Genomic DNA, 24,606 nt, shown 5'->3' on the forward strand with positions numbered 1-24,606 from the left:
GTGAGGTGCTCAGGCGATCAGGCAGCGACAAACTCGTTCCACTTGCGGACCATGTACTCGTTCTCGTCCATGACCGCGTTCCAGCAGGCGATGCCGCCCATGCGCTGTTCGTAGCTGCCGCCGTCGCGCACGCTGCCGGCCTTGGCCAGCACGTCACCGTGGGGGCTCTTGATGTCCTTGGCGGCGGGTTTGCCTTCCATCCAGTAGGCCCACTCGTACGGCTCCATCTTGGCCTTGGCCGTTTCCAGCACGGCGCTGTAGTAGCCCTGGCGATTGAGGTACGCGCCGGCCCAGCCGTCGAGGAACCAGTTGATGAATTCGTACGCGGCGTCGAGCTTCTTGCCCGACACCGTCTTCGGAATGCCAAAGCCGGCTGCCCACGCGCGATAGCCTTCCTTGAGCGGCTGGAACGTGCACTCGATGCCCTTGCTGCGCACGGCCGTCACCGCCGGGCTCCACATCGACTGGATCACCACCTCGCCCGAGGCCATCAGGTTCACGCTCTCGTTGAAGTCCTTCCACAGTGCGCGGAACTGGCCGGCCTTCTTGGCTTCGATCAGCGTCTTGATGGTCAGGTCGATCTCGGCACGGGTCATGTTGCCCTTGTCGGCGTACTTGTGCAGGCCCTTGGCTTCCACCACCATCGCCGCATCCATGATGCCGATCGACGGGATGTTCAGGATCGACGCGCGGCCCTTGAACTCCGGGTTCAGCAGCTCGGCCCACGAGCTGATCGGGCGCTTGATGAGGTCGGGGCGGATGCCCAGCGTGTCGGCGTTGTACACGGTCGGGATCAGCGTCATGAACTGCGTGGGCGACGTGGAAAACGTGGTCGCATTGGCGCCCGGCAGGTACATGACCTTCTTGGGCGCGGTGCCCTGGTCGCCCACCTTCTTGCCGGCCACTTCGCCCTTGGTGAACAGCGACGTGATCTTGTCGGCGTTCTTGATGCGGCGCGCATCGATGCCCAGCAGGTTGCCGGTCGGCACGATCTTCTTGAGCGAGAAGTACTCCGTGTCGATCAGGTCGAAGCTGCTCGGCGCGGTCACGGCGCGCTTGGTCACTTCATCGGTGGTGACGGCCACGTACTGCAGGCGGATGCCGGTGTCGGCTTCAAATTTCTCGGCGATGGCCTTGTCCTGGTTGACCGCCGTGCCGAGGTAGCGCAGCGTCGGTTTTTCCTGCGCGAGAACGACCGGCGCCACGCCGGTGGCCAGAATGGCGGCCATGCCCTTGAGTGCGGTGCGGCGGCCGGCCTTGAAGTCGATGGAATCGTCAGACATGAAGCAACCCCTGATGTGAAGGTGAAGGCAGCGCCTGAAGCCGTCAGGCTGCGGATTGGAATGGTTGAGACCGGGTGTCAGGCTGCGGTAGCTGCGGGCAGACGATGTGCCTGCGCGGCATCCCACGAGGCCCAAATGGGCTGATGCAGCGCCAGGTGCGCGATGGCGCTGTCGGTTTCGGGCAGGCTCACGGTCAGGCGTTGGGAGGGCGATGTCTCCACGCCAATGAGCACGTGTGTCCCTTGGTATTCGATGTCACAGACGCGGCCCCGCACGCGCGGGCGATCGCCTGCGGTGGCCTCATCGGCATGCAGCGCCATGCGATCGATGCGTACGGCCACTGGGCCATCCGCGTCTTCCAGCAGGTTGTGCCCGCCGATGAAGGTGGCGACAAACGCGCTGGCCGGCTGGTTGTAGACCTCGCGCGGGCTGCCGGCCTGTTCGATGCGGCCGTGGTTCATCACCACCATCTGGTCGGCCAAGGCCATCGCCTCTTCCTGCGAGTGCGTGACGTGCACGAAGGTCAGGCCGAGCTCCTGCTGCCAGCGCCGCAGTTCGGCGCGCATCTGCGTGCGCAGGAACGGGTCGAGCGCAGAGAGCGGCTCGTCGAGCAGCAGCACGCGCGGTTCCATGATCAGCGCGCGCGCCAGCGCCACGCGTTGCTGCTGGCCGCCCGACAGCTCGCCCGGACGACGCTGCGCCAGGTGGCCCATGGCCACGCGCTCCAGCAGGGCCTGTGCGCGTTTGCGCCGTTCGCCCGCGCTGATGCCGCGCATCTTCAGGCTGAAGGCCACGTTGTCGAGCGCGCTCAGGTGCGGAAACAGCGCATAGCTCTGGAACATCATGGCCGTGCCGCGTGCGGCCGCCGGTAGGTTGGTGATGTTGCGGTGGCCGAGCAGGATGTCGCCGTCGCTCACGTGCTCGTGGCCGGCAATCATGCGCAGCGTGGACGACTTGCCGCAGCCCGATGGCCCAAGCAAGCAACAGTAGCTGCCGGCCGGCACGCGCAGGTTGATGGCGTCGACGGCCACAGCGTCGTGTGCGTAACGCTTGGTCAGCGCAACGAGTTCGAGGGAGTCGGCGGGGGCGGTGGGGGCGCGGGTCATGTCGGGGCAGTGCAATAGGTATGCCTGTCTACGCGCGGCGATTTCGCGGCGCGTGCGCGTGGCATGCGTCGTTCTGGTGCGTGCTTCCGTGCGTGTGACGGCATCTGCGGGCAACCGCGCCACATACCGGGGCACGTGGTGCGGCTGCCTTCGCGTGTATCAGAAGGTGTGGCGCACGCCCAGCGCCACCGAGGTCTGGCTCGTTCCCGCCACACCGCCGCCGATGGCGCCTGACGTGGTGTTGACCAGGGCTTCCGTCGCGCTCGACGAGTTCTTCAGATACGCCACGTTGGCCACCAGCGTTGTGCGCTTCGACAAGCTGTACAGCCCCAGCAGCCGGTAGACCATCGAGCTGTTCGACAGCGTCGTGTTACGGCGGTACAGCACGTCGGCCGAGCCGGTAAAGGCCGTGGTGAAGGCGTAATCGACGCCGCCTTCCACGGCGTAGGCCTTGCGTGCCGACATGCTCGGGATCGACTGGAACGCCCCCGTGCCGCCCACATCGGCGCGTGCCGCACCGAGGCGCAGCTTGGCCGCACCAAACGTGTAGCTGCCGCCCACGGTGAAGAGCTTGTAGAGCGAGCCCGTGCCGCTGCCATCGCGCTCCTGGTCGTAGCTGGCAGCCAGGTACACCGGGCCACCGCTATAGCGCGCCGCCAGGTTGAACAGCGAGCCTTGCGACAGCGAACCCGCCGTTTCGCCAAAGCCGTACATCGCGCCAAATTGCGCACCGCCCAGCGTGGGCGATACGTACTTCACCGTGTTGTTGTAGATCTCGCTCACGGCGTCGAACTCGCTGAACTTGAAGATCGAACCCGAGTTGTAGCCGCCCTTGAAGACGCTGCCCACCAGCCAGTCGTCGTTGAAGTTCCACTGCTTGCCGGCGGTGAGCGTGCCGGATGCCGACGTTAGCCCGACATACGAATTGCGCGAAAACAGCGTGCCGTTGGACGACATGCGCCCGTTGCTCGGGTTGAAGCCCGCCTGCAGGTTGAACAGCGCGCTCACGCCGCCGCCCAGGTCTTCCTTGCCGCTCAGCCCGAAATTCGACACGCCCAGGATGCTGTCCGACACGCCGGTCAGGCTTTGCGAGCCGTTGCCGGCATGGTTGGTCCAACTGATGCCGGTATCGATCACGCCCGACAGCGTGACGCTCGATTGCGCAGCGGCCACGCCAGACAGCCCGAATGCCAGGGCGGCAGCGCCCAGCTTGATAGTGGTGCTCATGACAGGTGATTCCCCTAAATGAATTGGCGCGACCGCATTTGCAGGGTCAGTGGCCGCTCCTGGCATTGCGTTTTATGTTGAATACAAGCGTCGTTTGGATTGTGCACAATCACGCTTGTCTACATGCAGTAACCGTGCCAAGCAAAATCGCGGGGTTTCGCTTGTTTCTGGTGCAAAAGCGCCAGCATTCGGGAGGGTTTTCTTGAGGATGTCGCACCAACGTCGGCCAGATTGGCATCAGGGTTGTGCACAATCCAAGCGCGGTTTGCTCGATTAGAATGACGAGATGCCCGAGCCGATGCCCCCCCCGACCTCCTCCCCCCGCCGCAACAACGCCGAAGTCGACGCCCGCATTTCCGATGCGGTGTACGACGCCATCCTTGAACAGAAGCTGCCGCCGGGCACCCGCCTGGTCGAGGCGCAGCTCTGCAAGGCGTTCGGTATCACACGGGGGACATTGCGCCGGGTGCTGGTCAAGCTGGCGCATGAAGGGGTGGTCGAGCTGCAGCCCAACCGCGGCGCGACGATCGCCGTGCACGACGCCACGGAGGCGCGGCAGGTTTTTGGTGCGCGGCTGATTCTGGAGACCGGCTCAGTGCGGGAATTGGCGCAGCACGCGACTGCGGAGCAACTCACCGAGTTGCGCGCGCTGGCGGCTGCCGAACATGCCAGCCGCGAATCCGGCAATTGGCGCGACTGGATCCGCCTCTCTGGGGATTTCCACATCCAGCTGGCCGAGGCCAACGGCAACCCCATCATCACTGCGATGCTGCGTACGCTGGTGGCGCGCACATCGCTGCTGATTGGTCTTTATGAATCGCCAGCGCGCCCCAGTTGCGGCCATGACGAACACCTGGCCATTCTGGATGCAGTGGAGCGCCGCGACGGCGAGCGCGCCGCCCGGCTGACGGGCGAGCACCTAGGAGAGTACATCGCCGCGCTGGAGCTTGAGCCCCGGCAGGTGGAATCGATCGATTTCTCGAAGCTGTTCCAGCGCGTCAAGGCCTGACAGGCGGCGGGGTGATGGCTAGCGCTGCATGACAGCCAGCGCTAGCAAAATCAACACCGGCGGCACCACACACCAGAACGACAAGAAAGAAAACGCCAGCGCCCCCAACACCGCGCCCATGGCGAACCCGCACAACGGCGGCACCATCTTCCGCAACCGCGTGCGCGCCGTTTCCTTCTGTGTGCTACCAGGCGACAGTAACTCCACCACATCAATCACGATCTGCGTGGTGTTACCCGTCATGATGGTCGTGGGCGCGTGTTCCGACAGCACCAGGCGCGCCTTGGCGTTCTGCACGCCCATCGCCGCCACGCCAATCAGCCCGGCCACAATCGTGGACGGTGCATCGGCCGATTGAATCGGCAGCGCTAGCAACCCCGCCACCATGAATGCCAGCAGCAGCGCAGCCTGCGCGAGCAGCAGCGGCCGCAGCGGTGCTACGTCGCGCCGCATGAGCGCCGCCACCGCCAGCTTGGTCGCGGCCACGGCCAGCACGAACATCGGCAGCGCCAGCAGCTTGGCGAGCACGCCTTGTCCGGTGCCGGCCAACTCCAGCCCGATCATCACGAAGTTGCCCGTGACGTGCGCGGTGAACAGCCCGAACAGCGCCGCGAAGCCGACTACATCCACATAGCCCGCCACGAACGCCAGCAGACTGCCCTGCGCGATTAGGAAGCGCGCCGACGGCGACGCAGCCACCGGAGCTGCTGCGGTTTCAGAAGGCAAAGCACGAACACCCAAAGGCGCCCCAGAAGCCGCGGAAGTCGGTGGTCGGCACATTGGCCGTGCGCGCCTTCTGATGCGCGTGGCCGTGTACCGTGCAGGCGCCCGCGCAGTGGTGCACCTGCTGCTGCAGCGGTGCAGCCGGCCGCCAGTGCCCAGGCACGCGCGCCACGGGCGACCACTCCGGCAGCACCGGAATCGGCGGCGGGCCGAACTCCGTGAACTCCGCTGCGCCGTAGACGATGCGTCCACCCACCACCGTCAGCACCGATTCGATGGTCTTGATGTCGGCCTCGGCCACGCTGAAGAAATCCGCCGACAACGCTGCCAGGTCGGCGAGTTGCCCGACCTTGATCTGCCCCTTGTTGCCTTGGTCCGCCGAGAACCACGCGCTGCCGTGCGTGTACAGCTCCAGCGCCACTTCACGCGGCAGCCCTTCCGGATACAGCGCCATGCCGCCCACGGTGCGGCCGCTCGACAGCCAGTACAGCGACGTCCACGGGTTGTAGCTCGACACGCGCGTGGCGTCCGTGCCGGCGCCCACCGGCACGCCTTCGGCCAGCATGCGCTTGATGGGCGGCGTTTTTTCTGCAGCGGCAGCGCCGTAGCGGTCGACAAAGTATTCGCCCTGGAACGCCATGCGGTCTTGAATGGCGATGCCGCCGCCGAGTGCGCGTACGCGTTCGATGTTCTTCGGCGAGATTGTCTCCGCATGGTCGAAGAACCACGGCAGGCCGTTGAACGGAATGTCGCGGTTCACGCGCTCGAACACATCCAGCATGCGCGAGATCGATTCGTCGTACGTGGCGTGCAGGCGGAACGGCCAGCGCTGCGCGACGAGGTGGCGCACCACGGTCTCCAGCTCCTGCTCCATCGTCTCGGGCAGGTCGGGGCGCGGCTGCAGGAAGTCTTCAAAGTCGGCTGCAGAGAAGACGAGCATTTCGCCTGCGCCGTTGTGGCGGAAGAAGTCATCGCCCTGGCGGTATTGCACGCTGCCGGTCCAGTTTTTGAAGTCGGCCAGTTCCTCTTTCGGCTTCTGCGTGAAGAGGTTGTAAGCGATGCGGATGGTGAGCTGGTTCTGCTCCGACAGCTCACGGATGACTTCGTAGTCTTCCGGGTAGTTCTGGAAACCGCCGCCCGCATCGATCGCGCTGGTCACACCCAGGCGGTTCAGCTCGCGCATGAACTGGCGCGTGGAGTTGACCTGGTATTCCGGCGGCAGCTTCGGCCCCTTGGCCAGCGTCGCGTACAGGATCATCGCGTTGGGTTTGGCGATCAGCATGCCGGTGGGCTCACCGCTGGCGTCGCGCTGGATTTCGCCGCCCGGCGGGTTCGGCGTGTCCTTGGTGTAGCCGACCTGGCGCAGCGCGGCACGGTTAAGCAACGCGCGGTCGTACAGGTGCAGCACGAAGACGGGGGTGTCGGGCGCGGCCTGGTTCAGCTCTTCCAGCGTGGGCATGCGGCGCTCGGCAAACTGGAACTCCGTCCAGCCGCCCACCACACGCACCCATTGCGGCGACGGCGTGCGATCGGCTTGCTCCTTGAGCATGCGCATCGCGTCGGCCAGCGAGGGCACGCCTTCCCAGCGCAGTTCCAGGTTGTAGTTCAACCCGCCCCGGATCAGGTGCAGGTGCGAATCGTTCAGGCCGGGAATGACGGTGCGCCCGCGCAGGTCGATCACCTGGGTGGTGGCCCCGCGCTGAGCCATCACGGTGGCGTCGTCGCCCACGGCAACAAAGCGGCCGTCGCGCACGGCAACGGCGCTGGCGGTGGGGCGTTCGCGGTCGACCGTGTGGATGCGGCCGTTGTGCAGGATGAGGTCGGCGGTCATGGTGTCGGTGTCAGTACTTGGGAAACAGCGAGAAGCGTCCGGGCCCGGCAATCAGGACGGTCGTGAAGATGATCAGCAGCATCCAGCCGAACTGCCCTTCGGCAAGCGACCAGCCTGGGTGCACCACCAGCATGGCCACCAGCAGCGTGGCGAGGATGGGCAGGCACGCCAGGCGCGTCAACACGCCCAACGCGATCAGCGGCGGGCAGAGCGTCTCCGACAGGATCGCCAGCAGCAGCGTCGGCGCGGCACCCAGGTGGAACGGGTCTTCAATGCGCGTGAGTTCCTGGCTGTAGTGCAGCACCTTGGGCAGACCGTGCACGGCAATGAGCAGGGTGCTGCCGGCCACGCGCAAAAACAGCAGGCTGGCGTGCAGCGCGGTGTCGCTTGTTGCAGCGGCGGTGGATTCCAGCGAGAGGCGGGTCATGGCATCAGCTCGGGTTGCCCGGCGCGCGGTCGCCGGCGGCGGCAATGTCAGACGGCTGCGCCTTGGGCGGTGCGCCGGTGATCTTCGGCACGCACTCCTGGCGGAACCACGCCATGGTGATCGGTTCGCCCGCCAGCAGGCGTTGCGCGGTCGGCACGATCTGCTCGCCGATCAGCATGCCAAGCAGCCCAATCAGCGCAATGGCCGGCGGCGCAGGGGACCGCACATGCAGCAGCGCATAAATGAGGCCGACTAACAGGCCGACGCCAAGGGAGATGAGATAGGGCTTCATGTGGCACTCCAGATTGCGAAGGGCGGCGTGCTCGAGGTGCGCCGCCCATGCCGATCAGGCGGTGAGGAACGCCAGTAGGTCGGCGTTGACCTTGTCCGCCTCGGTCACACACATGCCGTGCGAGCCGCCCGGATAGACCTTCAGCGTCCCGTTCTTCACCAGCTCCACGCCCAGCTTGGCTGAATCGTCGATCGGCACGATCTGATCGTCGTCGCCGTGCAGGAACAGCACGGGCACGTCGATCTTCTTCAGGTCTTCGGTGTAGTCGACTTCCGAGAACTCCTTGATGCACAGGTACTGACCGTGGATGCCGCCGGTCATGCCCTGCGCCCAGAAGGCGTCGATCGTGCCCTGCGAAACCTTCGCGCCCGGCCGGTTGAAGCCGAAGAACGGCGTGGCGAGATCGCGATAGAACTGCGAGCGGTTGTCGGTCACACCCTTGCGGATGCCATCGAACACCTCCATCGGCAAGCCGTTCGGGTTCGACGCCGTCTTGAGCATGATGGGCGGCACCGCGCCGATCAGCACCGCACGGGCGACGCGCTTGGTGCCGTGGCGGCCGATGTAGTGCGCGACTTCGCCGCCGCCGGTGGAATGACCGACCAGCGTGGCGCCCTGGATGTCGAGGGCGTTTAGCAGCGCTGCCAGGTCGTCGGCATAGGTGTCCATGTCGTTGCCTTGGGATGGCTGGTCGGAGCGGCCGTGGCCGCGCCGGTCATGCGCGATGACACGGAAGCCCTTCTGCACGAGGAACAGCATTTGCGCGTCCCACGCATCGGCGTTGAGCGGCCAGCCGTGCGAGAAGACCACGGGCTTGCCGCTGCCCCAGTCCTTGTAAAAGATGCGCGTACCGTCTTGGGTCGTAATCGTTTGCATGGGAGAGAGTGGGTGAGGGTCGGTGGGAGGGTCCGGATGGCCCGGATGGTCAGCCGGGCGGCGCATGCAGCAGTCCTGCTGTGCATGCGCCGCCTGCGGTAACAACGTCGGTGCTTGTGCGGCAGCGCGATCAGTTGGCTGCCACCGGAGCCAGCGCCTCGTGCGGCGTTGCGGTGCGTTGCGGTGCCTTGTGCACCATCGTGTAGGCGTAGTCCACGCCCATGCCGTAGGCGCCGGAGTGCTCCTTCACCAGCTTCATCACGGCGTCATACGTATCGCGATGGGCCCAGTCGCGTTGCCATTCCAGCAGCACCTGTTGCCACGTCACGGGCACCACGCCGGCCTGCACCATGCGCTGCATGGCGTAGTCGTGCGCTTCCTTGGAGGTGCCGCCCGATGCGTCGGCGACCATGTAGATCTCGTAGTCGGCATCGTGCATGGCCGACAGGGCAAAGGTGCAGTTGCACACCTCCGTCCACAGGCCGGAGACGACGACCTTCTTGCGGCTGTTCTTGGCGAGCGCGTCGCGCACCTTCTGGTCATCCCAGGAGTTCATCGACGTGCGTTCGAGCAATTGCTGATCCGGAAACACGTCGAGCAGCTCGGGGTAGGTATAGCCCGAGAAGCTCTGCGATTCCACGGTGGTGATGGTGGTGGGGATGTTGAAGATCTTCGCCGCCTTGGCAAGACCAACCGTGTTGTTCTTCAAGGCTTGCCGATCCATCGATTGCACGCCGAAGGCCATTTGCGGCTGATGGTCGATGAAGATCAGTTGACAGTTCTGCGGGGTAAGGACTTCCAGCTTGGGGTTCGTCATGGCCGTATCCGGTGGGGGCAATGCAGATAAGAGAGCGCCGCCATGCAGAACGCGCGGCAATCGGCGGCCCAACCATGATAGGAATTTGCGCTCCGTGTACAACGCCAGAAACGGCGAGGGCAGTATTTGCGATTGACGAATAATCCCCGCTGCTGGGTGAAACATTAGGCCGCTAACCTGCACCGGCGCGGGTCAGCGGCAGGCCGGTCTTTTCTTTGGATGCTGCCCTTCAGCGGATCCAGCCGCGCGCGAGCAAGGGCACGTCCCAGGCCGGCTCGCCTGCATGGTGGCTGACCAGGCAGTCGATCAGCGCGCGAACCTTGACGGCTTGCCGCTGCGTTTCGGGATACACCGCAGAGAAGTGCAGCGGCACCAGGTCATAGTCGGCCAGCACCGGCACCAGCCGGCCCGCGAGCAGGTCGTCGCTCACCACCAGCGTGGGCAGGCACGCGATGCCGGCGCTGGTGAGTGCGTAGTCGCGCAGCAGATGGACGGAGTTTGAGCGCAGTTGCTCCGGCAACTCGAGTTCCGCACGCACCTCACCGCTTTGCGAGAACGTCCAGCGTTTGCGCGTCGGGTAACCCGAGTACAGGGCCAAGGCATGCTGCAGCAAGTCGGCCGGTTGCTGCGGCACGCCGTACTCGTCGAGGTAGGCGGGCGTCGCGCAGAACAGACGCCGCAGCACGAACAGCCGCTTTTCGATCAGCGAATCATTGATGGGCGGAAAGATCTGGAACGCCACATCAAAGCCCTCGGCAATCGGGTCGACCACGTTGTCTTCGACCACCACATCGAGCTGGATGTCGGGATATTGCGCGCTGAACCGTGCGAGCGGCGCGGCGAAGTGGTCCAGCGCATAGCCGGGCAGCATGCGAATGCGGAGCTTGCCCACGGGTGTGGCACGCAAGCCGCGCATCTGGTCGGTCAGGTCCGTCAGCATGCAGACGGCTTCGGCGCACTGCTTGTAGTAGGTCTCGCCGACTTCGGAGAGCCGCACATGCCGTGTGCTGCGGTGAAAGAGCGGCGCTTCGATAAAGCGTTCCAGTTGCTGTACGCGGTTCGTCACCACGGAGTTGGTCACGCCCAGTTGGCGTGCGGCTTCGGCAAAGCTGCGCGTTTCTGCCACGCGCACAAAGGCTTCGATACTGAGAAAGCGGTCCATTTGGGGTATCCCCGCGCCGGAGGTGAGGGTGGCGCGACGCCAGCCATCATACGGCGATCGGGTGGAATGTGACGTTACCGCTGGCAAGGCTTTTCCGCAGATCGCTACGTCGTTTATCCTCTGCAATCTGTTTCATTCCAATACCCATTCCATACCAAGCGAGGAGCAGTCATGGCAATTCAAGTGGTCGGCATCGTCGGTGCCGGAACAATGGGCAACGGCATTGCACAGGCGTGCGCCGTGGTCGGGCTGGATGTGGTGATGGTGGACATCAGCGATGCCGCCGTGCAGAAGGGCATTGCCACCGTGGCCGGCAGCCTGGACCGCCTCATCAAGAAGGACAAGCTGACCGAAGCCGACAAGACGGCAGCGTTGGCACGCATCCAGGGCTCGACCAGCTATGACGACCTCAAGCGCGCCGACCTCGTCATCGAAGCTGCGACCGAAAACTTTGACCTGAAGGTGAAGATCCTCAAGCAACTCGAAGCGGTGGCCGCGCCGCACGCCATCGTTGCGTCGAACACGTCGTCGATCTCGATCACCAAGCTGGCGGCCGTGCTGCAAGACGCCAGCCGCTTCATCGGCATGCACTTCTTCAACCCGGTGCCGATGATGGCGCTGGTGGAAGTCATCCGCGGCCTGCAGACGAGCGATGCCACGCACGCCGCCGTGGACGCACTCGCCAAACAGCTCGGCAAGACGCCGATCACCGTCAAGAACAGCCCGGGCTTCGTGGTCAACCGCATCCTGTGCCCGATGATCAACGAGGCGTTCTGCGTGCTGGGCGAGGGCCTGGCGAGCCCCGAAGAGATTGACGAAGGCATGAAGCTCGGCTGCAACCACCCGATCGGGCCGCTGGCACTGGCCGACATGATCGGCTTGGACACCATGCTGGCCGTGATGGAAGTGCTGTACACCGAATTCGGCGATCCGAAATACCGCCCGGCCATGCTGATGCGCGAAATGGTGGCCGCCGGCTATCTGGGCCGCAAGACCGGTCGCGGCGTGTACGACTACCGTAAATAATTGTTCAGACTTCGCGCTGTCCGCCAACTGTCCGGTCGGATTCGCGCAAACTGTCTGCAAGTGTGCATGGAGGCGGTGTGGCGGTGCGTTGATGATGACGCATCGCCACACCGTTTTTTTCTTCCCACACACCGGACGTCACCATGTCGCGCTACGCCTTCCGTCTGCTCAACGTCTTTGCTGAATCCACCTTTGGCGGCAACCAGCTCGCCGTCTTTGAAGACGGGCGCGGCCTGGACGACGCCACCATGCAGGCCATCGGACGCCAGTTCAATCTGTCCGAGATCACCTTCATCTTCCCGGACGATACGGATGGCGCCACCGCGCGCTTCCGCATCTTCACGCCCGATTACGAGATGCCGTTTGCCGGCCACCCGTCGCTGGGGACTGCGCAGGTGGTGCGTGAGCTGTACGGTCCGGGCAACGAACTGACGCTGCGTTGCCAGTCCGGCATCGTCTCGCTGACCGCGCAGGATGATGGGTGGTCGCTGGTGCCGCCGCGCTCGGGTGCATTGAGCACGCGGGAGGAAGATCCGGCGATCGCCAAGATGCTGGGGCTGGACGCCGACGCGCTGGCCGGCCCGCCGCTGTGGGTCGATGCCGGTATCGAGCAACTGATGGTGCCGGTCAAGACACGTGCCGATGTGGACCGCGCCCGCCCCGACCCGTCGGCCTTTGATGCGTGGCCGCGCAGCCGCAACGACGGGCGCAATGCGTACGTGTTCACCATGCCCGCGCCGGGCAGCAATGATCCGGTGGTGTCGCGCTTCTTCTTCGAATACGGCACCGGTCTGTGGGAAGACCCGGGCACCGGCTCGGCCTGCGCCAACCTGGGCGGCTGGCTACGCGCAACGGAGCATGCGTTGCCGGCAAGCTATCGCATCGAACAGGGCGCCGCAGTGGGGCGGCCGTGCCACCTGAAGCTGAAGGTGGATGCCGACGGCACCATCCACGTGGGCGGCCGCGTGATCGAAATCGGCCGCGGCACGCTCAACCTCTAAGCGGCCTCAAGCTGCTTGCAGTAGAACGTCGTCCCGCAGAAGGCGCCGTCGGGCATCAGTGCGTAGTTGGGGACCACACCCACGCGCTGCCAGCCGGCGCGTGCGTAGAGCCGCTCGGCATCGCCGCCGGTAACGGTGTCGAGCAAAAGCACGGTCTTCCCCTCGGCACGCGCCACCTCTTCAATCGCTGCCATCAGCCGCTGCGCCACGCCTTGTCGGCGCGCGCGGCGGTGCACCAGCATCTTGGCCACATCGGCGCGGTGCGGCTGGTTTTCCGGCTGCGCCAGGATCAATTGCACGGTGCCGACGATGGCGCCGGTGTCGTCTTCCGCGATCAACAGCGCGCGCTCGCCGTGCGCAATACCTTCGGCCACGTTTCGCCAGAACGCCTGTGCCTTGTCGCGCGACAGCGGCCACATGAAGCTGACCGACGCGCCACCTTCCACGCAATCGACGAGAACATCCGCCAGCGCATCGACGCAGGCGCTCGCCTCATTGGCGCCAAGGCGCCGTACGGCCACGGTGTCGATCATGCGGTTCTCCAATTGGCGGAGAGCGTGGGCGGCAAGGTGGTGAGTGCCACCAGATAGCGCGCCGGCCGTTTGCTCGGGTTGTGAAAGACGATGGGGCGGTCAAGCTGCATGGCCAGGCAGTCGCCGGCAGCGAGGCGCCAGTGTGTGTCGCCCACAGTCACCTCCATCGTGCCGTCGATGACCCACAGCTGCTGATGGACTTCGGCGTCGCGCGCGCCAGTGTCGTAGGCCACGCGCTGGCCGGGCGGAAAGTGCACCTCCACCAACTGGATGGGCGAGCGTGCGGCTGGCGATAGGTTGCGGCGGACGTAGCCGGAGCCCGGGTCGGTCCATTCCGGCTGATCGGCTGTACGCGCAACAGGCGAGGGTTCGGCGGCCGGGGTGGCGCTGTCCTCAAACAACGAGGCGAGCGTCACGCCCAGTGCAGAACTAAGCCGGTCGAGCACGGCGGCGGTCGGGCTGCTCTGTCCGCGCTCGATCAGGGAGATGGCCGAACGGCTGACTTGGCTGCGTTCGGCCAGGGCTTCGAGCGAGAAACCCTGCGCGTCGCGCAATTCACGCAGGCGTCGGGCAATGCGTTGGTGGATGTCCATGTATCCAGTTTAATGGAATTTTACTTCCAGTAAACTGGAAAGTGAGGCGAGTCAGTTGCGCCGTTGCACGGCTGGGGGCACCCACGAGCCGTCGAGCGCGGCCTCCTTGGGCCAAGTCAGTTGCATGCGCAGTTGGAACGGCCCCGTGGGCGGTGGCAGCCAGTTGTTGCGCATGCCCTTGGGCGGCAGGCGCTGGATCAGGATGTCGAGCGAGCCATCGGGGTTCAGGCGCGGGCGGTCGGCTTCGCTCAGCATGTTGCGCAGTTCCAGCCGCGCCGCTGTGCGCGCGGGCTGCGGCGCCATAGCGATGGCGGCCACGGCCCAGCCGGCGTTTTCGGGCGGCAGTTGGTTGCGCTCGAAATGCAGCACGTAGCGGTGGCCGCTGTCGAGCGACAGGCCGTTGGCGTCCGTCGTGGTGGTGGCGATCAGCATGTCTTGCGGCAGGTCGGCACCGGCGCCGTCCCACGCCACGATGGCGCGCTGCGCGTAGTCCAGCCCATAAGCGCCGACATTGCGGGGGATGAACCAGCCGTTCTGCGTAACGGTCGGCTGCTTGACGGCCAGCCCCAGCGTGCTGCGTGCCGCGTCGACACCGGCGTCCATCACTTTCAGGCTGGAGGCGTTCACCGCCTTGGCATTGAACGGTGCGCCGGGCGTGATGCCCAGATCCCGCAGGGACTGCACCATCGTGGAATCCGCCGGGTGCGGCGGGTTGTCCTTGAGCAGCTCGGCGAAGCGGGTGAAGTAAGCGTTGGCGTCGAGCGCGGTGACGCGGCGGCGCGCGGCGTCCAGGCTGACGTCGATGTCGGTGGCTTTGTCTGCGTCGGCTTCCGCTTCGGTGTCGCGGGCGGTTGGTTTGCCGAAGGCGTCTAGCGGCGTGATGCGGTAGCGCTCTTGCACCCGGCGTGCGGCGGGCAGATCGCGCTGGCCGGCCGTCTGCGTGCGGGCCACGATCCACACCAGGTTCGTCGGCGCGGCGACCTGTTTGACGCCAGCCGGCAACGTGCCTTCCCAGCCCGGCGGCGTGATGGCGTAGTGCGCGGCGCGCGTGCCGGTGGTGCGGTTGCCCAGCGACTCAAAGATGTCCGTCCACCCGTCATGCAGCGCCACCCAGATGTGGCGGCGACCTACGTCGGGCAGGCTCAGTACCACCGGGCCGTTGCGCAAATCGACGAATGCGCTGCTCGTGAGCGCATCCACGCGGGTGCGTGCACCGGCGGGCGTGGCCGCTTCGTCGAGCGTGCGTTGGTGCATGAAGCGGCCCGTGGGCGCTTGGGCAGAGGTCGTCTGCAGCAGGGCATCCGTCATCATCAACGGAAACGCATACACGTAGGCGGCCCGCACCTGGGCTTCGCCGGGTTGGGGCAAGCGCAGCTCGGCACCTGCGGTGGTTTCCGGAGTCTGGGTGGCGCAGCCCGTCAGGGCCAGCGCCGCCACTCTCAGCGCCACGGCCACCAGCTTGGTCAGCCAGCGCGCAGGCGCGAGACAGTGCGTCATCGTGTTCTCCTTCTTGTCGGTACGCGGCAACAGGAAACTAGGGTCTGTTGACATCTAAACGCCCGCCCGTTGACCCGAGCAGGGGCCAGATGCGCGAAGGACGCCGCCGCAAAGGGTCATTCCCTTTGCAAGGCGCGCCGACAAAGCAGATGGCCCCTGATCGGGTCAACCCGAAGGGCAAGGACCAGAAAGGCCGCATGGCGTCGTTGCGGCCAGCTTGCTTAGCCGGCTAAGCGGCGCCGTCCACGCCTAGCCCTGCGGCCTTTCTGCTCCTTGCGGGCGGGCGTTTAGATGTCAACAGACCCTAGAGCCTGTTCGAACATCCCCCCAAGGATGCTTGCGCACACGCTTGCGCAGTCGACCGGGGTAACTGCCCCGTCGCCACGCTTGTTCTTAAGCATTTTTGAATTTAGAAGTGCCGCCGCCGCAAGTCAATCGAAGTGCAGTGGGGTACGCCCATCCCCCCCCGTGCTTACAGACGCAGGTGGATCGCCAGACGCAATTTCGCCGCGTCATATTCGGCTTTCAGGCGGGCGACGATTTCCCCGGCGGGTGGAACATCCGCAATCTGGCCGACCCCTTGGCCAGCGCCCCAGATGTCTTTCCAGGCTTTGGCGCGCGAGCTGCCATCGCCAAAGTTCATCGTCGACTTGTCGGCTTCGGGCAGGGCGGCAGGGTCCAGGCCCGCCAATTCGATGCTTTCTCGGATGTAGTTGCCGTGCACGCCCGTGAACAGGTTCGTGTAGACGATGTCAGACGCGGCTGCACGCAGGATCGCCTGTTTGTAGCTTTCCGCCGCATGCGCCTCTTGGCTCGCGATGAAGCGCGTGCCGATGTAGGCGAGGTCCGCGCCCATGGCTTGCGCGGCCAGGATGGCATCGCCGGTGGTGATCGCGCCCGACAGCGCGATCGGTCCGTCGAAGATGCGCCGCACCTCGCCCACCAGCGCGAATGGCGACAGCGTGCCGGCATGTCCGCCCGCACCCGCCGCCACCAGGATCAACCCATCGACGCCGGCTTCGAGCGCCTTCTCGGCATGGCGCAGGTTGATCACGTCGTGCAGCACGATGCCGCCGTAGCTGTGCACGGCATCCAGAATCTCCCTGACCGGCGCGCGCAGCGAGGTGATGAAGATCGGCACCTTGTGCTTCACACAGGTGGCTACGTCCTGCTCCAAGCGCGCATTCGAGTGGTGCACGATCTGATTGACCGCGAGCGGCCCGACCACATCGTGCGGATGTGCGGCGCGGTGGGCAGCCAGGTCTTCGTTGATCTGCGTGAGCCAGTCGTCCAGCACCTCGGCCGGGCGTGCGTTGAGCGCTGGAAACGCGCCGACGATGCCCGCCTTGCACTGCGCCAGCACCAGCTCCGGATAACTCACGATGAACATCGGTGAGCCGATCACGGGCAGCGTCAGATGTTGCAGGGCGGGCGGCAGATGCTTGGCGGCGGGCATGGCGGCTCCTGGCGAGGGTGTGCGGAGGGCGTCGTTCGATTATAGGAACGATCCCGCACTCCGCATCGCCGCAATCCGCCTCAGGCATGCGCATGCTGCGCAAGCAATTCGATGAAGGTGCGGTTGAAGGCGGGCAGGTCGTCGGGTTTGCGGCTGCTGACCCAGTTGCGGTCGGTCACGACTTCCTGGTTGACCCATATGCCGCCAGCATTGCGGATGTCGTCTTGCAGCGTGGGCCAGCTCGTGAGCGTGCGCCCGCGCACCAGCCCGGCCGACACCAGCAGCCATGGCCCGTGGCAGATCACGGCGATCGGTTTTTGCTCGCGCTCGAACGCTTTTACAAAGGCCTGCGCGGCGGGCACCATGCGCAGCGCATCGGCGTTGAACACGCCGCCGGGCAGCACCAGGCCATGGAAGTCTTCTGCGCGGGCGTAGTCCAGCACCAGATCCACCTTGAAGGTGTCGGCCTTGGTGTCGTGATGCAACCCCGTCACGCTGCCCGCCTTGGGCGCGATGATGGCGGTGGTGGCGCCGGCCTCTTCCAGCGCCTGCTTTGGGCCGGTCAGCTCGGCTTGCTCGAAGAGGTCGTAGACGAGGATGGCGATGCGCGTATCGGAAAGCGTAGTCATGGTGGGCTCCTGTCAGATGGAGATGGGCGGAGCGGACATCTCCGCAACGTGCATGCCCGCGGTGCGCTAGCATGCGGAGCATCCATCGCACGCATCGCACAACCACGGAGACCCGCATGACCACGCCGCTATCCATCGACGCCGCTACCGCTGCTGCAGACGCCGCGCTGTTCCCCGGCTTTCGCCCGTTCCGCCAGACCGTCAACGGGGTGGAGATTGCGGGGGTGATCGGTGGCAGTGGCCCGCCCTTGCTGTTGCTGCACGGGCACCCGCAGAGCCACGTGATCTGGCACAAGGTGGCGCAAGATCTGGCACGCGATTACACCGTCGTGGCCACCGACTTGCGCGGTTATGGCGCTTCGTCCAAACCGGAAGGCAGCGCCCGGCATGTGGAATACAGCAAACGCGTCATGGCGCAGGACCAAGTGGAGGTGATGCGCGCGCTCGGCTTTGGCCGCTTCCGGCTATGCGCGCACGATCGGGGCGCCCGCGTGGCGCATCGCCTGTGCGTCGATCACCCCGCGCACGTGGAGCGCGCCATGCTGCTCGACATCGCCCCCACGCTGGCGATGTACGAAAACACCGACATGGCGTTCGCCTCCGCCTACTGGCACTGGTTCTTCCTGATTCAGCCACATCCGTTTCCCGAGACGCTCATCAACGCGACGCCCGATTTCTACATCAGCAAGCTGATGGGCCTGCGTCATGCGGGGCTGCAGCCATTTGCCCCGGAAGCGATGGACACCTACGCCGCGGCCATGCGCGAGCCCGCGTGCGTGCACGCCATGTGCGAGGACTACCGCGCCGCCGCCACCATCGACCTCGAACACGATCGCGCCGACCGCGAAGCCGGCAAGCGCGTGCGTGTGCCGCTGCGCGTGCTGTGGGGCGAGCATGGGGTGATCCAGCGGTGCTTCAAGCCGCTGGAGCTGTGGCAGGCCGTGGCGGAGAATGTGAGCGGCGGCACCGTGCCCTGCGGGCATTACGTGCCGGAGGAGGCGCCGGAGGCGTTGCTCAAGGAGATGCGGGCGTTTTTTGGGTGAAGTCAGCGCTCAGTCGCCGGACGGATTCAATCGCGGTTGCGAATCCGCCCGTGCTCGACCGTCGCAGCCCGTGCCTTGACGAGCGCGGTGACAGCCGCATCGAGCATCTCGACCAATGATGTGTTGGCAAAGAAGCGCGCCTGCAACCGCGGCATCAGCGTCGTCTGCGTGAACCACGTAGCCAGCGCGTCATGGGTGAGGGCTTGCTGCTCCAGCAGCTTGAACTTCACCAGCACACGGATGGCGTGCAGTGCATTGCGTTCCGGGTCCACACGCAGATAGGCGAGTCGACTGAGCGACGCATCAATGGCGGCGTTGATGTTCGTGAACGGCCGACCATGCCCGGGGATGGCGATACGCGCATCGAGCTGCGCGATGCGTTCGAGAATGGCCTGCTGCTCGGCAAAGCCGCTCTCGCCCTCCAGCTCGGGAAAGATCACGCCAAAGCCGCGTTCCCACAGCGCGTCGGCGGAGATCAGCACGCGTGTCTCGGGGTTGTAGAGGATGACCGCGTTCGGGTCATGCCCCGGTGCGCTGATGACCTGCCAGTCGAAGCCGCCCAGGCGCAAGGTCATGCCATCCGCGAGGCCGGCATCGGTTTCGGGCAGCGTGAAGCGCGCGCACTGTTGGCCGGTGGGGGCGTAGCTCAGGGCGTCAGCGTCCCAGCGACGCACATCGTCGATTTGCGCGGCGGGCACACGGGTGTGGCAGCTATACAGCGCCTGCAGCGCTGCGTTACCGCCGCAGTGGTCGGAATGCAGATGCGTATTCAGCAGACGGCGCAGCGGCCTGCCTTGCAGCGCGTGCTGTACCAACGCCACGGTCTGCGGCGCGTGCGTGAGATAGCCGGAATCGACCAGCGCGCAGCCGCCATGCGTTTCGTCATCGAAGAAGAGGATGTTGTTGGACGACAGCCAGCCGCGCTCGAACACGCGCATCGAGTTTGGCAAACGCACGGGCAGAGTGGTGCTGTCGTGTTCGGCCATGGTGGTGTGAGGTCAGGCGCGGGGCATATCGTTGAGCCACGCGCACGCACGTTCAGGCAGCGTTTGCCACACCGCCAGCCGCGCGGCGTCACTCATGGTCGACCACGCGGCAATCTCGTCGATGGTGCGCATGCAGCCGATGCACAGGCCGCGCGCGTCGTTCATCTTGCATACGCTGATGCATGGTGATGCGACCGGCTGCGCGCGCTCGGCCTGCGCGCGGCTGTTGCGCAGCTTGCCGAGCGCGAGCTTGAGTTGGGCGCGTGTACAGCCGTCCATGAGCGTTCGATCAATCTCGCTGGGCGATGTCGGCCACAGGCGCGCCGGTCATCGCTTCCAGCTCGGCGGGCGTGAGGTTGAACACCGCGTGCGGATGGCCGGCGGCGGCCCACACGCTGGCGTACTGGAACAGATCCTGGTCGAGCAGCATGACGGGCTTCACTGCATGACCCACCGGGCACACGCCGCCGATGGCGTAGCCGGTCTTCTCGCGCACGAACTTGGCATCGGCCTTGGCGAGGGCACCCACGTGCGCGGAAACCTTGGCCTCGTCGACACGATTGGTGCCGCTGGCAATCACCAGCACCGGCACGTCGTCTTTCGCGCGGCGGAAGATGATCGACTTGGCGATCTCCGCCACCGAGCAGCCCAGGCCGGCAGCGGCTTCAGCGGACGTCTTGCCGGTGGCCGGCAGCATCACGATGGCTTTCTCGTAGCCAAGCGTGCGCAAGTGGTCGGCCACGCGTTGGGCGGATTCGGGAAGAGGGGCGTTCGTGTCAGTCGCGGTCATCGTCGTTGTTCTTCGTCAGTCGTTAGATGCAGGCCTGGGCGATCTGGTCTTGCAGCTTGAGCAGCAGTGCGCGGCCCGCGCGCGAGGCAGTCGGCCGGCCGATGGCTTGCGAGATGAAGTCGCCCGCCAGCACGACCTTGTCCAGATCGATGCCGGTGCGGATGCCAAGGCCATGCAGCAGATACAGCACGTCTTCGGTGGCGACATTGCCGGTCGCGCCCTTGGCGTATGGGCAGCCGCCCAGCCCCGCCACCGAGGCGTGGAAGATGTTGATGCCGACTTCCAGGCTGGCGAGGATGTTCGCCAGTGCTTGGCCATACGTGTCGTGGAAATGGCCGGAGAGACGATCGATCGGGAACGTCGCCGCAGCGGCTTCCATCACCGTCTTCACGCGCCCGGCCGTGCCTATGCCGATGGTGTCGGCAATGTCGATCTCGTCGCAGCCCAGATCGGCCATGCGCTGGATCACGTCGACCACCGATGCGACCGGCACCTCGCCCTGATACGGGCAGCCAAGCGAACACGAGATCGACCCGCGCACGCGAATGCCCGCGTCCTTGGCAGCCTTGGCCACCGGCGCGAACCGCTCGATCGATTCGGCAATCGAGCAGTTGATGTTCTTCTGTGCGAACGCCTCGCTGGCCGCGCTGAAGATCACGACCTCATCCGCACCCGCCGCAGCCGCGCCCTCGAAGCCCTTCATGTTGGGCGTGAGCACCGAATACAACGTGCCCGGCCGGCGCTGGATGCGCGCCATCACCTCGGCGCCGTCGGCCATCGCCGGCACCCACTTGGGCGATACGAACGACGCGGCTTCCACGTTGACAAAGCCGGCGTCGGACAGACGGTTCACCAGCTCGACCTTGGTGTCGGTGGAAACCGGCGCCTTCTCGTTCTGCAGACCGTCGCGCGGGCCGACTTCGACCACTTTCACAAAATGGGGGAATGCCATCTCAGTAACCTCGTTGCAGATCGACAATGCCGACGATCGGCTCGCCAGCTTCCAGCGCGCGGATCTTGCGCGCGATCTGGGCAATGCTCACCTCGCGCAGCGTCAGCGCCGAAATGTGCGGCGTGATGTGGATGCGCGGCTCGGTCCAGAAAGGGTGATCGGCGGGCAGCGGCTCCTTGCGGAACACATCGAGCGCGGCGCCGGCAATGTGCCCGCTGCGCACGGCAGCCAATAGATCGTCTTCCACCAGGTGCTTGCCGCGCGCCACGTTGATGACGAACGCACCTGGCGCGAGCTGTGCGAGCAGCTTGGCGTCGATCACGTTCTCAGTGTCGGCGGTGAGCGGCAGCACGTTCACCAGCACACGCGTGCCGGCAAGGAAGCCCGGCAGCGCATCGGCACCAGCGCGGCAATCGATGCCGTCGATGGCCTTGGCAGAACGACTCCACCCGCGCACCGGAAAGCCGAAGCCCGCCAGCGTTTGCGCGATGTGCGTGCCGAGGACGCCGAGGCCCAGCACACCGACGACAAACTCATCGCGGTTGAACGGCTTGAGGAAGCGCCAAATCTTGGCCTGCTGCTGGCGCTCGTATTCGTCGAGGCGCCGGAAGAAGCGCAGCACGGCATGCGTGACGTACTCGCCCATCTGCGCGGCCATGCCGGCGTCGTCCAGGCGCACGATCGGCAGGCCTTCGGGGATGGCATCGGGCGACTGCGCACGCAGGCCGAGGATGGCGTCGACACCCGCGCCCAGGTTGAATACCGCTCGCAAATCTTGGCGCCCGCGCAGCATGTCGGCAGGCGGTTGCCAGACCACGGCGTAGTCGGCGTCCTGCGCCGCGCCTTGTTCCCACACCGACAGCCGCGCATCAGGCAGCGCCTGCGCAAAACCATCGAGCCAGGGTTGGGGCTTACCGTCGGGCGTGTAGATCTGGATGTGCATGTGGGGCGACTTCGATTCTTAGTTGACGTATACGTCAAGCAGTGTAGCAGGGGCTGCCGAAGCGCGCGGCGGCCCGCTTTGGCGCCATTCAGGCATCACTCCGCCGGCTTGAACGCCAGCAGTTGCACGCCTTCCGTCACCTGATCGCCCACGCCGTACAGCACGGACTCGACCACGCCATCGGCTGGGGCGGTCAGCGTGTGTTCCATCTTCATGGCTTCCATGACGACGAGCGGCGCGCCCTTGGTGACAGTCTGCCCCGGCGCGGCGAGCACGGCGATGACCTTGCCGGGCATCGGCGCGGTCAGCTTGCCGCCTTCGTCGTCGGTCTCGCCTGCGTGAGCGAGCGGGTCGTGGCGCTCGAGCGTCCAGTGCGCGCCCCCGGTGAAGACGTGGAAGACATCGCCATCCGCATGCACCTGCCCGGTGGCCTTGTGCGAGCCGAGCGCGACGGTGAAGGTCTCCCCATGGCGCTGCGAGGTGAACGGCGCGTCGGCGCCGTTGGTGTTCAGGCGCGAACCGTCGCGGCCGTAGATGAGCGTGGCGTCGATGGCGTGCTCGCCCTGCGTGAAGCGCAGCGTGCGTTCGGCTTCGCTGTTGAGGCGCCAACCGCTGCCGCGCGCCCACGGCGAGTGCGGATCACGTGTGTCGGTGCGCAGGCCGCGTGCCTCGCGTGCCAGCAGCGCGGCCACGGCCAGGGCGATGGCGTCTTGCGGCACGTCCGGCGCAGCGGGGAACAGTGTGTCTTGATTGCGGGCGATCAGGCCCGTATCCAGGTCCGCCGTCGCAAACGGCTTCGATGCCACCAGGCGGCGCAGGAATGCCACGTTGGACGACAGCCCGACCAGATGGAAGCTGCCCAGCGCCTGCAGCATGCGCGCGAGCGCCTCTTCACGGTCGCGGCCCCAGACGATCAGCTTGGCGATCATCGGGTCGTAGTAGGGGCTGATGGCGTCGCCTTCGCGCACACCGGCGTCGATGCGCACGGCGGCGGGTTCGCCATTCGCCTGCGCGCCGACGGTGAACTCCACCGCAGCCGGCGTGCGCAGTACCTTGAGCGTGCCGATGGAGGGCAGGAAATCGCGGTCCGGGTTTTCAGCGTAGATGCGTGCTTCCAGCGCATGGCCGTGGATGTGCAATTCATCCTGCGAGCGCGGCAGCGGCTCGCCGGAGGCCACGCGCAATTGCCATTCAACGAGGTCTTCGCCCGTGATCATCTCGGTGACGGGGTGCTCGACTTGCAGGCGTGTGTTCATCTCCATGAAGTAGAACGTGCCGTCTTCATCGACGATGAACTCGACCGTGCCGGCGCCCACGTAGCCCACGGCGCGTGCGGCGGCCACGGCGGCTTCGCCCATGGCGCGGCGGCGGTCCAGCGTCATGCCGGGGGCGGGGGCTTCTTCCAGCACCTTCTGGTGACGGCGTTGCACGGAGCAGTCGCGCTCGAACAGGTAGACGGCATCGCCAAAGCCATCGGCGAAGACCTGGATTTCGATGTGGCGCGGGCGGGTGAGGTACTTCTCGATCAGCACGCGGTCATCGCCGAAGCTGCTGGAGGCTTCGCGCTTGACGGAGGCTAGCGACGCTTCGAACGCGTCGCCCGATTCCACCACACGCATGCCCTTGCCGCCGCCGCCGGCGCTGGCCTTGATGAGCACGGGATAGCCGATGCGGTCGGCCTGCGTGCGCAGGAAGGCGGCGTCTTGGTTGTCGCCGTGGTAGCCAGGGACGAGGGGTACGCCGGCTTTTTCCATGAGCGCTTTCGCAGCGCTCTTGCTGCCCATGGCTTCGATAGCCGAGGCCGGCGGGCCGACGAAGATGATGCCGGCGTCTGCGCAGGCCTTGGCGAAGGCTTCGTTTTCGGAGAGAAAGCCGTAGCCGGGGTGGACGGCTTGCGCGCCTGTTGCACGGGCAGCTTCGAGGATGCGGTCAGCGCGGAGGTAGCTGTCGCGGGCGGCGGGTTCGCCGATGTGGATGGCTTCGTCGCAGGCGGCGACGTGGCGGGCGTTGGCGTCGGCGTCCGAGTAGACCGCTACGGTGCGGATCCCTAGCTTGCGGCAGGTGGCGGCGACTCGGCAGGCGATTTCGCCTCGGTTGGCAATTAGGAGTTTGGTGATCATGGTGTTGTTACGTCTCCTCGTTTTGGTTTTGCACTTGTGGTGCATCCTTTGTTTCATCCCCTGCCGGGGCTGACTCACTTTTCTTTGTCTTGCCAAAGAAAAGTAAGCAAAAGAAAGGCGCGCCCGAGATGGCGACCCCCTCCTTGAATTTGTGTAACCGGGCGGAGACGGGGAAAACTCGCTGCGCTCAGACAGTTCCCCGTCTTATTTCCGCCCGCTTACACAAATTCAAGGCGCCATCTAGGGCAGGAACGTCAACGGCCAAACCGTTGGGTTGCATGCGC

At 65.6% G+C, this 24,606-nt stretch carries 25 protein-coding genes; 4 read left to right on the top strand and 21 right to left on the bottom strand.

Going from position 1 to position 24,606, the window contains the following annotated elements:
- Nucleotides 1–17 precede the first annotated feature (17 nt).
- The 3 genes from ACN9M1_RS00715 to ACN9M1_RS00725 form a co-directional block, all read right to left on the bottom strand.
- A complete protein-coding gene (locus ACN9M1_RS00715) occupies nt 18–1,283 on the bottom strand; it encodes an ABC transporter substrate-binding protein (RefSeq protein WP_426396524.1) in 1,266 nt (421 codons plus the stop codon).
- A gap of 77 nt (nt 1,284–1,360) precedes the next feature.
- The gene (locus ACN9M1_RS00720) at nt 1,361–2,389 is read right to left on the bottom strand and encodes an ABC transporter ATP-binding protein (RefSeq protein ID WP_426396526.1); all 1,029 of its coding nucleotides are present in this window, start codon (nt 2,387–2,389) and stop codon (nt 1,361–1,363) included.
- Nucleotides 2,390–2,548: 159 nt separating this feature from the next.
- Entirely contained in the window at nt 2,549–3,616 is a 1,068-nt protein-coding gene (locus ACN9M1_RS00725; protein WP_426396528.1) for a porin, read from the bottom strand.
- A gap of 286 nt (nt 3,617–3,902) precedes the next feature.
- Between ACN9M1_RS00725 and ACN9M1_RS00730 the strand changes: the two genes are divergently transcribed.
- Nucleotides 3,903–4,625 (top strand): GntR family transcriptional regulator, encoded by a 723-nt coding sequence (locus ACN9M1_RS00730; RefSeq protein ID WP_426396530.1) that lies wholly within the window; start codon nt 3,903–3,905, stop codon nt 4,623–4,625.
- Nucleotides 4,626–4,643: 18 nt separating this feature from the next.
- Here the strand turns inward: ACN9M1_RS00730 and ACN9M1_RS00735 are convergent, their stop codons facing one another.
- From ACN9M1_RS00735 to ACN9M1_RS00765, 7 genes are all read right to left on the bottom strand, one after another.
- Nucleotides 4,644–5,351, bottom strand: coding sequence for a YoaK family protein (locus tag ACN9M1_RS00735; RefSeq protein ID WP_426396532.1), 708 nt, complete (start codon nt 5,349–5,351; stop codon nt 4,644–4,646).
- Entirely contained in the window at nt 5,341–7,179 is a 1,839-nt protein-coding gene (locus tag ACN9M1_RS00740) for an amidohydrolase (RefSeq protein ID WP_426396534.1), read from the bottom strand. The genes ACN9M1_RS00735 and ACN9M1_RS00740 overlap by 11 nt, the downstream gene beginning before the upstream one ends.
- Before the next feature lie 10 nt (nt 7,180–7,189).
- Nucleotides 7,190–7,606, bottom strand: a complete 417-nt coding sequence (locus ACN9M1_RS00745; protein WP_426396536.1) for a DoxX family protein — start codon at nt 7,604–7,606, stop codon at nt 7,190–7,192.
- A 4-nt stretch (nt 7,607–7,610) separates the two neighbouring features.
- On the bottom strand, nt 7,611–7,898 hold the full coding sequence (locus ACN9M1_RS00750) for a XapX domain-containing protein (RefSeq protein ID WP_426396538.1): 288 nt from the start codon (nt 7,896–7,898) through the stop codon (nt 7,611–7,613).
- Nucleotides 7,899–7,952: 54 nt separating this feature from the next.
- Nucleotides 7,953–8,774: an alpha/beta fold hydrolase gene (locus ACN9M1_RS00755; RefSeq protein WP_426396540.1), complete on the bottom strand. Its 822-nt coding sequence runs from the start codon at nt 8,772–8,774 to the stop codon at nt 7,953–7,955.
- Nucleotides 8,775–8,904: 130 nt separating this feature from the next.
- Complete coding sequence (locus tag ACN9M1_RS00760; protein ID WP_426396542.1) at nt 8,905–9,591, bottom strand: hydrolase; 687 nt, start codon at nt 9,589–9,591, stop codon at nt 8,905–8,907.
- A 229-nt stretch (nt 9,592–9,820) separates the two neighbouring features.
- Nucleotides 9,821–10,753 carry a LysR family transcriptional regulator gene (locus ACN9M1_RS00765; RefSeq protein ID WP_426396544.1) on the bottom strand — a complete coding sequence of 311 codons (933 nt, stop codon included), beginning with the start codon at nt 10,751–10,753 and terminating at the stop codon, nt 9,821–9,823.
- Between the two features lie 171 nt (nt 10,754–10,924).
- Between ACN9M1_RS00765 and ACN9M1_RS00770 the strand changes: the two genes are divergently transcribed.
- Complete coding sequence (locus ACN9M1_RS00770) at nt 10,925–11,779, top strand: 3-hydroxybutyryl-CoA dehydrogenase (protein ID WP_426396546.1); 855 nt, start codon at nt 10,925–10,927, stop codon at nt 11,777–11,779.
- Nucleotides 11,780–11,922: 143 nt separating this feature from the next.
- On the top strand, nt 11,923–12,780 hold the full coding sequence (locus ACN9M1_RS00775) for a PhzF family phenazine biosynthesis protein (protein WP_426396548.1): 858 nt from the start codon (nt 11,923–11,925) through the stop codon (nt 12,778–12,780).
- Here the strand turns inward: ACN9M1_RS00775 and ACN9M1_RS00780 are convergent.
- From ACN9M1_RS00780 to ACN9M1_RS00800, 5 genes are all read right to left on the bottom strand, one after another.
- The gene (locus ACN9M1_RS00780) at nt 12,777–13,313 is read right to left on the bottom strand and encodes a GNAT family N-acetyltransferase (protein ID WP_426396550.1); all 537 of its coding nucleotides are present in this window, start codon (nt 13,311–13,313) and stop codon (nt 12,777–12,779) included. The genes ACN9M1_RS00775 and ACN9M1_RS00780 overlap by 4 nt on opposite strands.
- A complete protein-coding gene (locus ACN9M1_RS00785; RefSeq protein WP_426396551.1) occupies nt 13,310–13,906 on the bottom strand; it encodes a helix-turn-helix domain-containing protein in 597 nt (198 codons plus the stop codon). Before ACN9M1_RS00785 ends, ACN9M1_RS00780 begins: the two co-directional genes overlap by 4 nt.
- A 51-nt stretch (nt 13,907–13,957) precedes the next feature.
- Entirely contained in the window at nt 13,958–15,403 is a 1,446-nt protein-coding gene (locus ACN9M1_RS00790) for a DUF1254 domain-containing protein (RefSeq protein ID WP_426396553.1), read from the bottom strand.
- 472 nt (nt 15,404–15,875) lie between these two features.
- Nucleotides 15,876–16,859 carry an NAD(P)H-dependent flavin oxidoreductase gene (locus tag ACN9M1_RS00795; RefSeq protein ID WP_426396555.1) on the bottom strand — a complete coding sequence of 328 codons (984 nt, stop codon included), beginning with the start codon at nt 16,857–16,859 and terminating at the stop codon, nt 15,876–15,878.
- Nucleotides 16,860–16,939: 80 nt separating this feature from the next.
- A complete protein-coding gene (locus tag ACN9M1_RS00800) occupies nt 16,940–17,488 on the bottom strand; it encodes a type 1 glutamine amidotransferase domain-containing protein (protein ID WP_426396557.1) in 549 nt (182 codons plus the stop codon).
- Nucleotides 17,489–17,604: 116 nt separating this feature from the next.
- Between ACN9M1_RS00800 and ACN9M1_RS00805 the strand changes: the two genes are divergently transcribed.
- The gene (locus ACN9M1_RS00805; RefSeq protein ID WP_426396559.1) at nt 17,605–18,531 is read left to right on the top strand and encodes an alpha/beta fold hydrolase; all 927 of its coding nucleotides are present in this window, start codon (nt 17,605–17,607) and stop codon (nt 18,529–18,531) included.
- A gap of 26 nt (nt 18,532–18,557) precedes the next feature.
- On the opposite strand, the gene ACN9M1_RS00810 is transcribed toward ACN9M1_RS00805, so the two are convergent.
- From ACN9M1_RS00810 to ACN9M1_RS00835, 6 genes are all read right to left on the bottom strand, one after another.
- Complete coding sequence (locus ACN9M1_RS00810) at nt 18,558–19,517, bottom strand: MBL fold metallo-hydrolase (RefSeq protein ID WP_426396561.1); 960 nt, start codon at nt 19,515–19,517, stop codon at nt 18,558–18,560.
- Between the two features lie 12 nt (nt 19,518–19,529).
- On the bottom strand, nt 19,530–19,796 hold the full coding sequence (locus ACN9M1_RS00815) for a DUF1289 domain-containing protein (RefSeq protein WP_426396563.1): 267 nt from the start codon (nt 19,794–19,796) through the stop codon (nt 19,530–19,532).
- Between the two features lie 10 nt (nt 19,797–19,806).
- Complete coding sequence (locus ACN9M1_RS00820; protein ID WP_039599414.1) at nt 19,807–20,307, bottom strand: YbaK/EbsC family protein; 501 nt, start codon at nt 20,305–20,307, stop codon at nt 19,807–19,809.
- 22 nt (nt 20,308–20,329) lie between these two features.
- The gene (locus ACN9M1_RS00825; protein WP_426396565.1) at nt 20,330–21,259 is read right to left on the bottom strand and encodes a hydroxymethylglutaryl-CoA lyase; all 930 of its coding nucleotides are present in this window, start codon (nt 21,257–21,259) and stop codon (nt 20,330–20,332) included.
- A 1-nt stretch (nt 21,260) separates the two neighbouring features.
- Nucleotides 21,261–22,202, bottom strand: a complete 942-nt coding sequence (locus tag ACN9M1_RS00830) for a 2-hydroxyacid dehydrogenase (protein ID WP_426396567.1) — start codon at nt 22,200–22,202, stop codon at nt 21,261–21,263.
- A 95-nt stretch (nt 22,203–22,297) separates the two neighbouring features.
- Nucleotides 22,298–24,322 carry an acetyl/propionyl/methylcrotonyl-CoA carboxylase subunit alpha gene (locus ACN9M1_RS00835; protein ID WP_426396569.1) on the bottom strand — a complete coding sequence of 675 codons (2,025 nt, stop codon included), beginning with the start codon at nt 24,320–24,322 and terminating at the stop codon, nt 22,298–22,300.
- Nucleotides 24,323–24,606 lie beyond the last annotated feature (284 nt).

It is taken from the genome of Ralstonia sp. R-29 (assembly GCF_049913345.1).
Classification (GTDB): Bacteria; Pseudomonadota; Gammaproteobacteria; order Burkholderiales; family Burkholderiaceae; genus Ralstonia.

Bases quoted from the DNA above. Each gene is read 5' to 3' on its own strand.
- ACN9M1_RS00770 (WP_426396546.1), top strand. From the start codon at position 10,925: ATGGCAATTCAAGTGGTCGGCATCGTCGGTGCCGGAACAATGGGCAAC.
- ACN9M1_RS00785 (WP_426396551.1), bottom strand. From the start codon at position 13,906: ATGGACATCCACCAACGCATTGCCCGACGCCTGCGTGAATTGCGCGAC.
- ACN9M1_RS00780 (WP_426396550.1), bottom strand. From the start codon at position 13,313: ATGATCGACACCGTGGCCGTACGGCGCCTTGGCGCCAATGAGGCGAGC.
- ACN9M1_RS00760 (WP_426396542.1), bottom strand. From the start codon at position 9,591: ATGACGAACCCCAAGCTGGAAGTCCTTACCCCGCAGAACTGTCAACTG.
- ACN9M1_RS00750 (WP_426396538.1), bottom strand. From the start codon at position 7,898: ATGAAGCCCTATCTCATCTCCCTTGGCGTCGGCCTGTTAGTCGGCCTC.
- ACN9M1_RS00825 (WP_426396565.1), bottom strand. From the start codon at position 21,259: ATGGCATTCCCCCATTTTGTGAAAGTGGTCGAAGTCGGCCCGCGCGAC.
- ACN9M1_RS00810 (WP_426396561.1), bottom strand. From the start codon at position 19,517: ATGGCCGAACACGACAGCACCACTCTGCCCGTGCGTTTGCCAAACTCG.
- ACN9M1_RS00815 (WP_426396563.1), bottom strand. From the start codon at position 19,796: ATGGACGGCTGTACACGCGCCCAACTCAAGCTCGCGCTCGGCAAGCTG.
- ACN9M1_RS00820 (WP_039599414.1), bottom strand. From the start codon at position 20,307: ATGACCGCGACTGACACGAACGCCCCTCTTCCCGAATCCGCCCAACGC.
- ACN9M1_RS00795 (WP_426396555.1), bottom strand. From the start codon at position 16,859: ATGCCCGCCGCCAAGCATCTGCCGCCCGCCCTGCAACATCTGACGCTG.
- ACN9M1_RS00745 (WP_426396536.1), bottom strand. From the start codon at position 7,606: ATGACCCGCCTCTCGCTGGAATCCACCGCCGCTGCAACAAGCGACACC.
- ACN9M1_RS00730 (WP_426396530.1), top strand. From the start codon at position 3,903: ATGCCCGAGCCGATGCCCCCCCCGACCTCCTCCCCCCGCCGCAACAAC.
- ACN9M1_RS00790 (WP_426396553.1), bottom strand. From the start codon at position 15,403: ATGACGCACTGTCTCGCGCCTGCGCGCTGGCTGACCAAGCTGGTGGCC.
- ACN9M1_RS00775 (WP_426396548.1), top strand. From the start codon at position 11,923: ATGTCGCGCTACGCCTTCCGTCTGCTCAACGTCTTTGCTGAATCCACC.
- ACN9M1_RS00805 (WP_426396559.1), top strand. From the start codon at position 17,605: ATGACCACGCCGCTATCCATCGACGCCGCTACCGCTGCTGCAGACGCC.
- ACN9M1_RS00830 (WP_426396567.1), bottom strand. From the start codon at position 22,202: ATGCACATCCAGATCTACACGCCCGACGGTAAGCCCCAACCCTGGCTC.
- ACN9M1_RS00740 (WP_426396534.1), bottom strand. From the start codon at position 7,179: ATGACCGCCGACCTCATCCTGCACAACGGCCGCATCCACACGGTCGAC.
- ACN9M1_RS00720 (WP_426396526.1), bottom strand. From the start codon at position 2,389: ATGACCCGCGCCCCCACCGCCCCCGCCGACTCCCTCGAACTCGTTGCG.
- ACN9M1_RS00715 (WP_426396524.1), bottom strand. From the start codon at position 1,283: ATGTCTGACGATTCCATCGACTTCAAGGCCGGCCGCCGCACCGCACTC.
- ACN9M1_RS00765 (WP_426396544.1), bottom strand. From the start codon at position 10,753: ATGGACCGCTTTCTCAGTATCGAAGCCTTTGTGCGCGTGGCAGAAACG.
- ACN9M1_RS00800 (WP_426396557.1), bottom strand. From the start codon at position 17,488: ATGACTACGCTTTCCGATACGCGCATCGCCATCCTCGTCTACGACCTC.
- ACN9M1_RS00755 (WP_426396540.1), bottom strand. From the start codon at position 8,774: ATGCAAACGATTACGACCCAAGACGGTACGCGCATCTTTTACAAGGAC.
- ACN9M1_RS00725 (WP_426396528.1), bottom strand. From the start codon at position 3,616: ATGAGCACCACTATCAAGCTGGGCGCTGCCGCCCTGGCATTCGGGCTG.
- ACN9M1_RS00835 (WP_426396569.1), bottom strand. From the start codon at position 24,322: ATGATCACCAAACTCCTAATTGCCAACCGAGGCGAAATCGCCTGCCGA.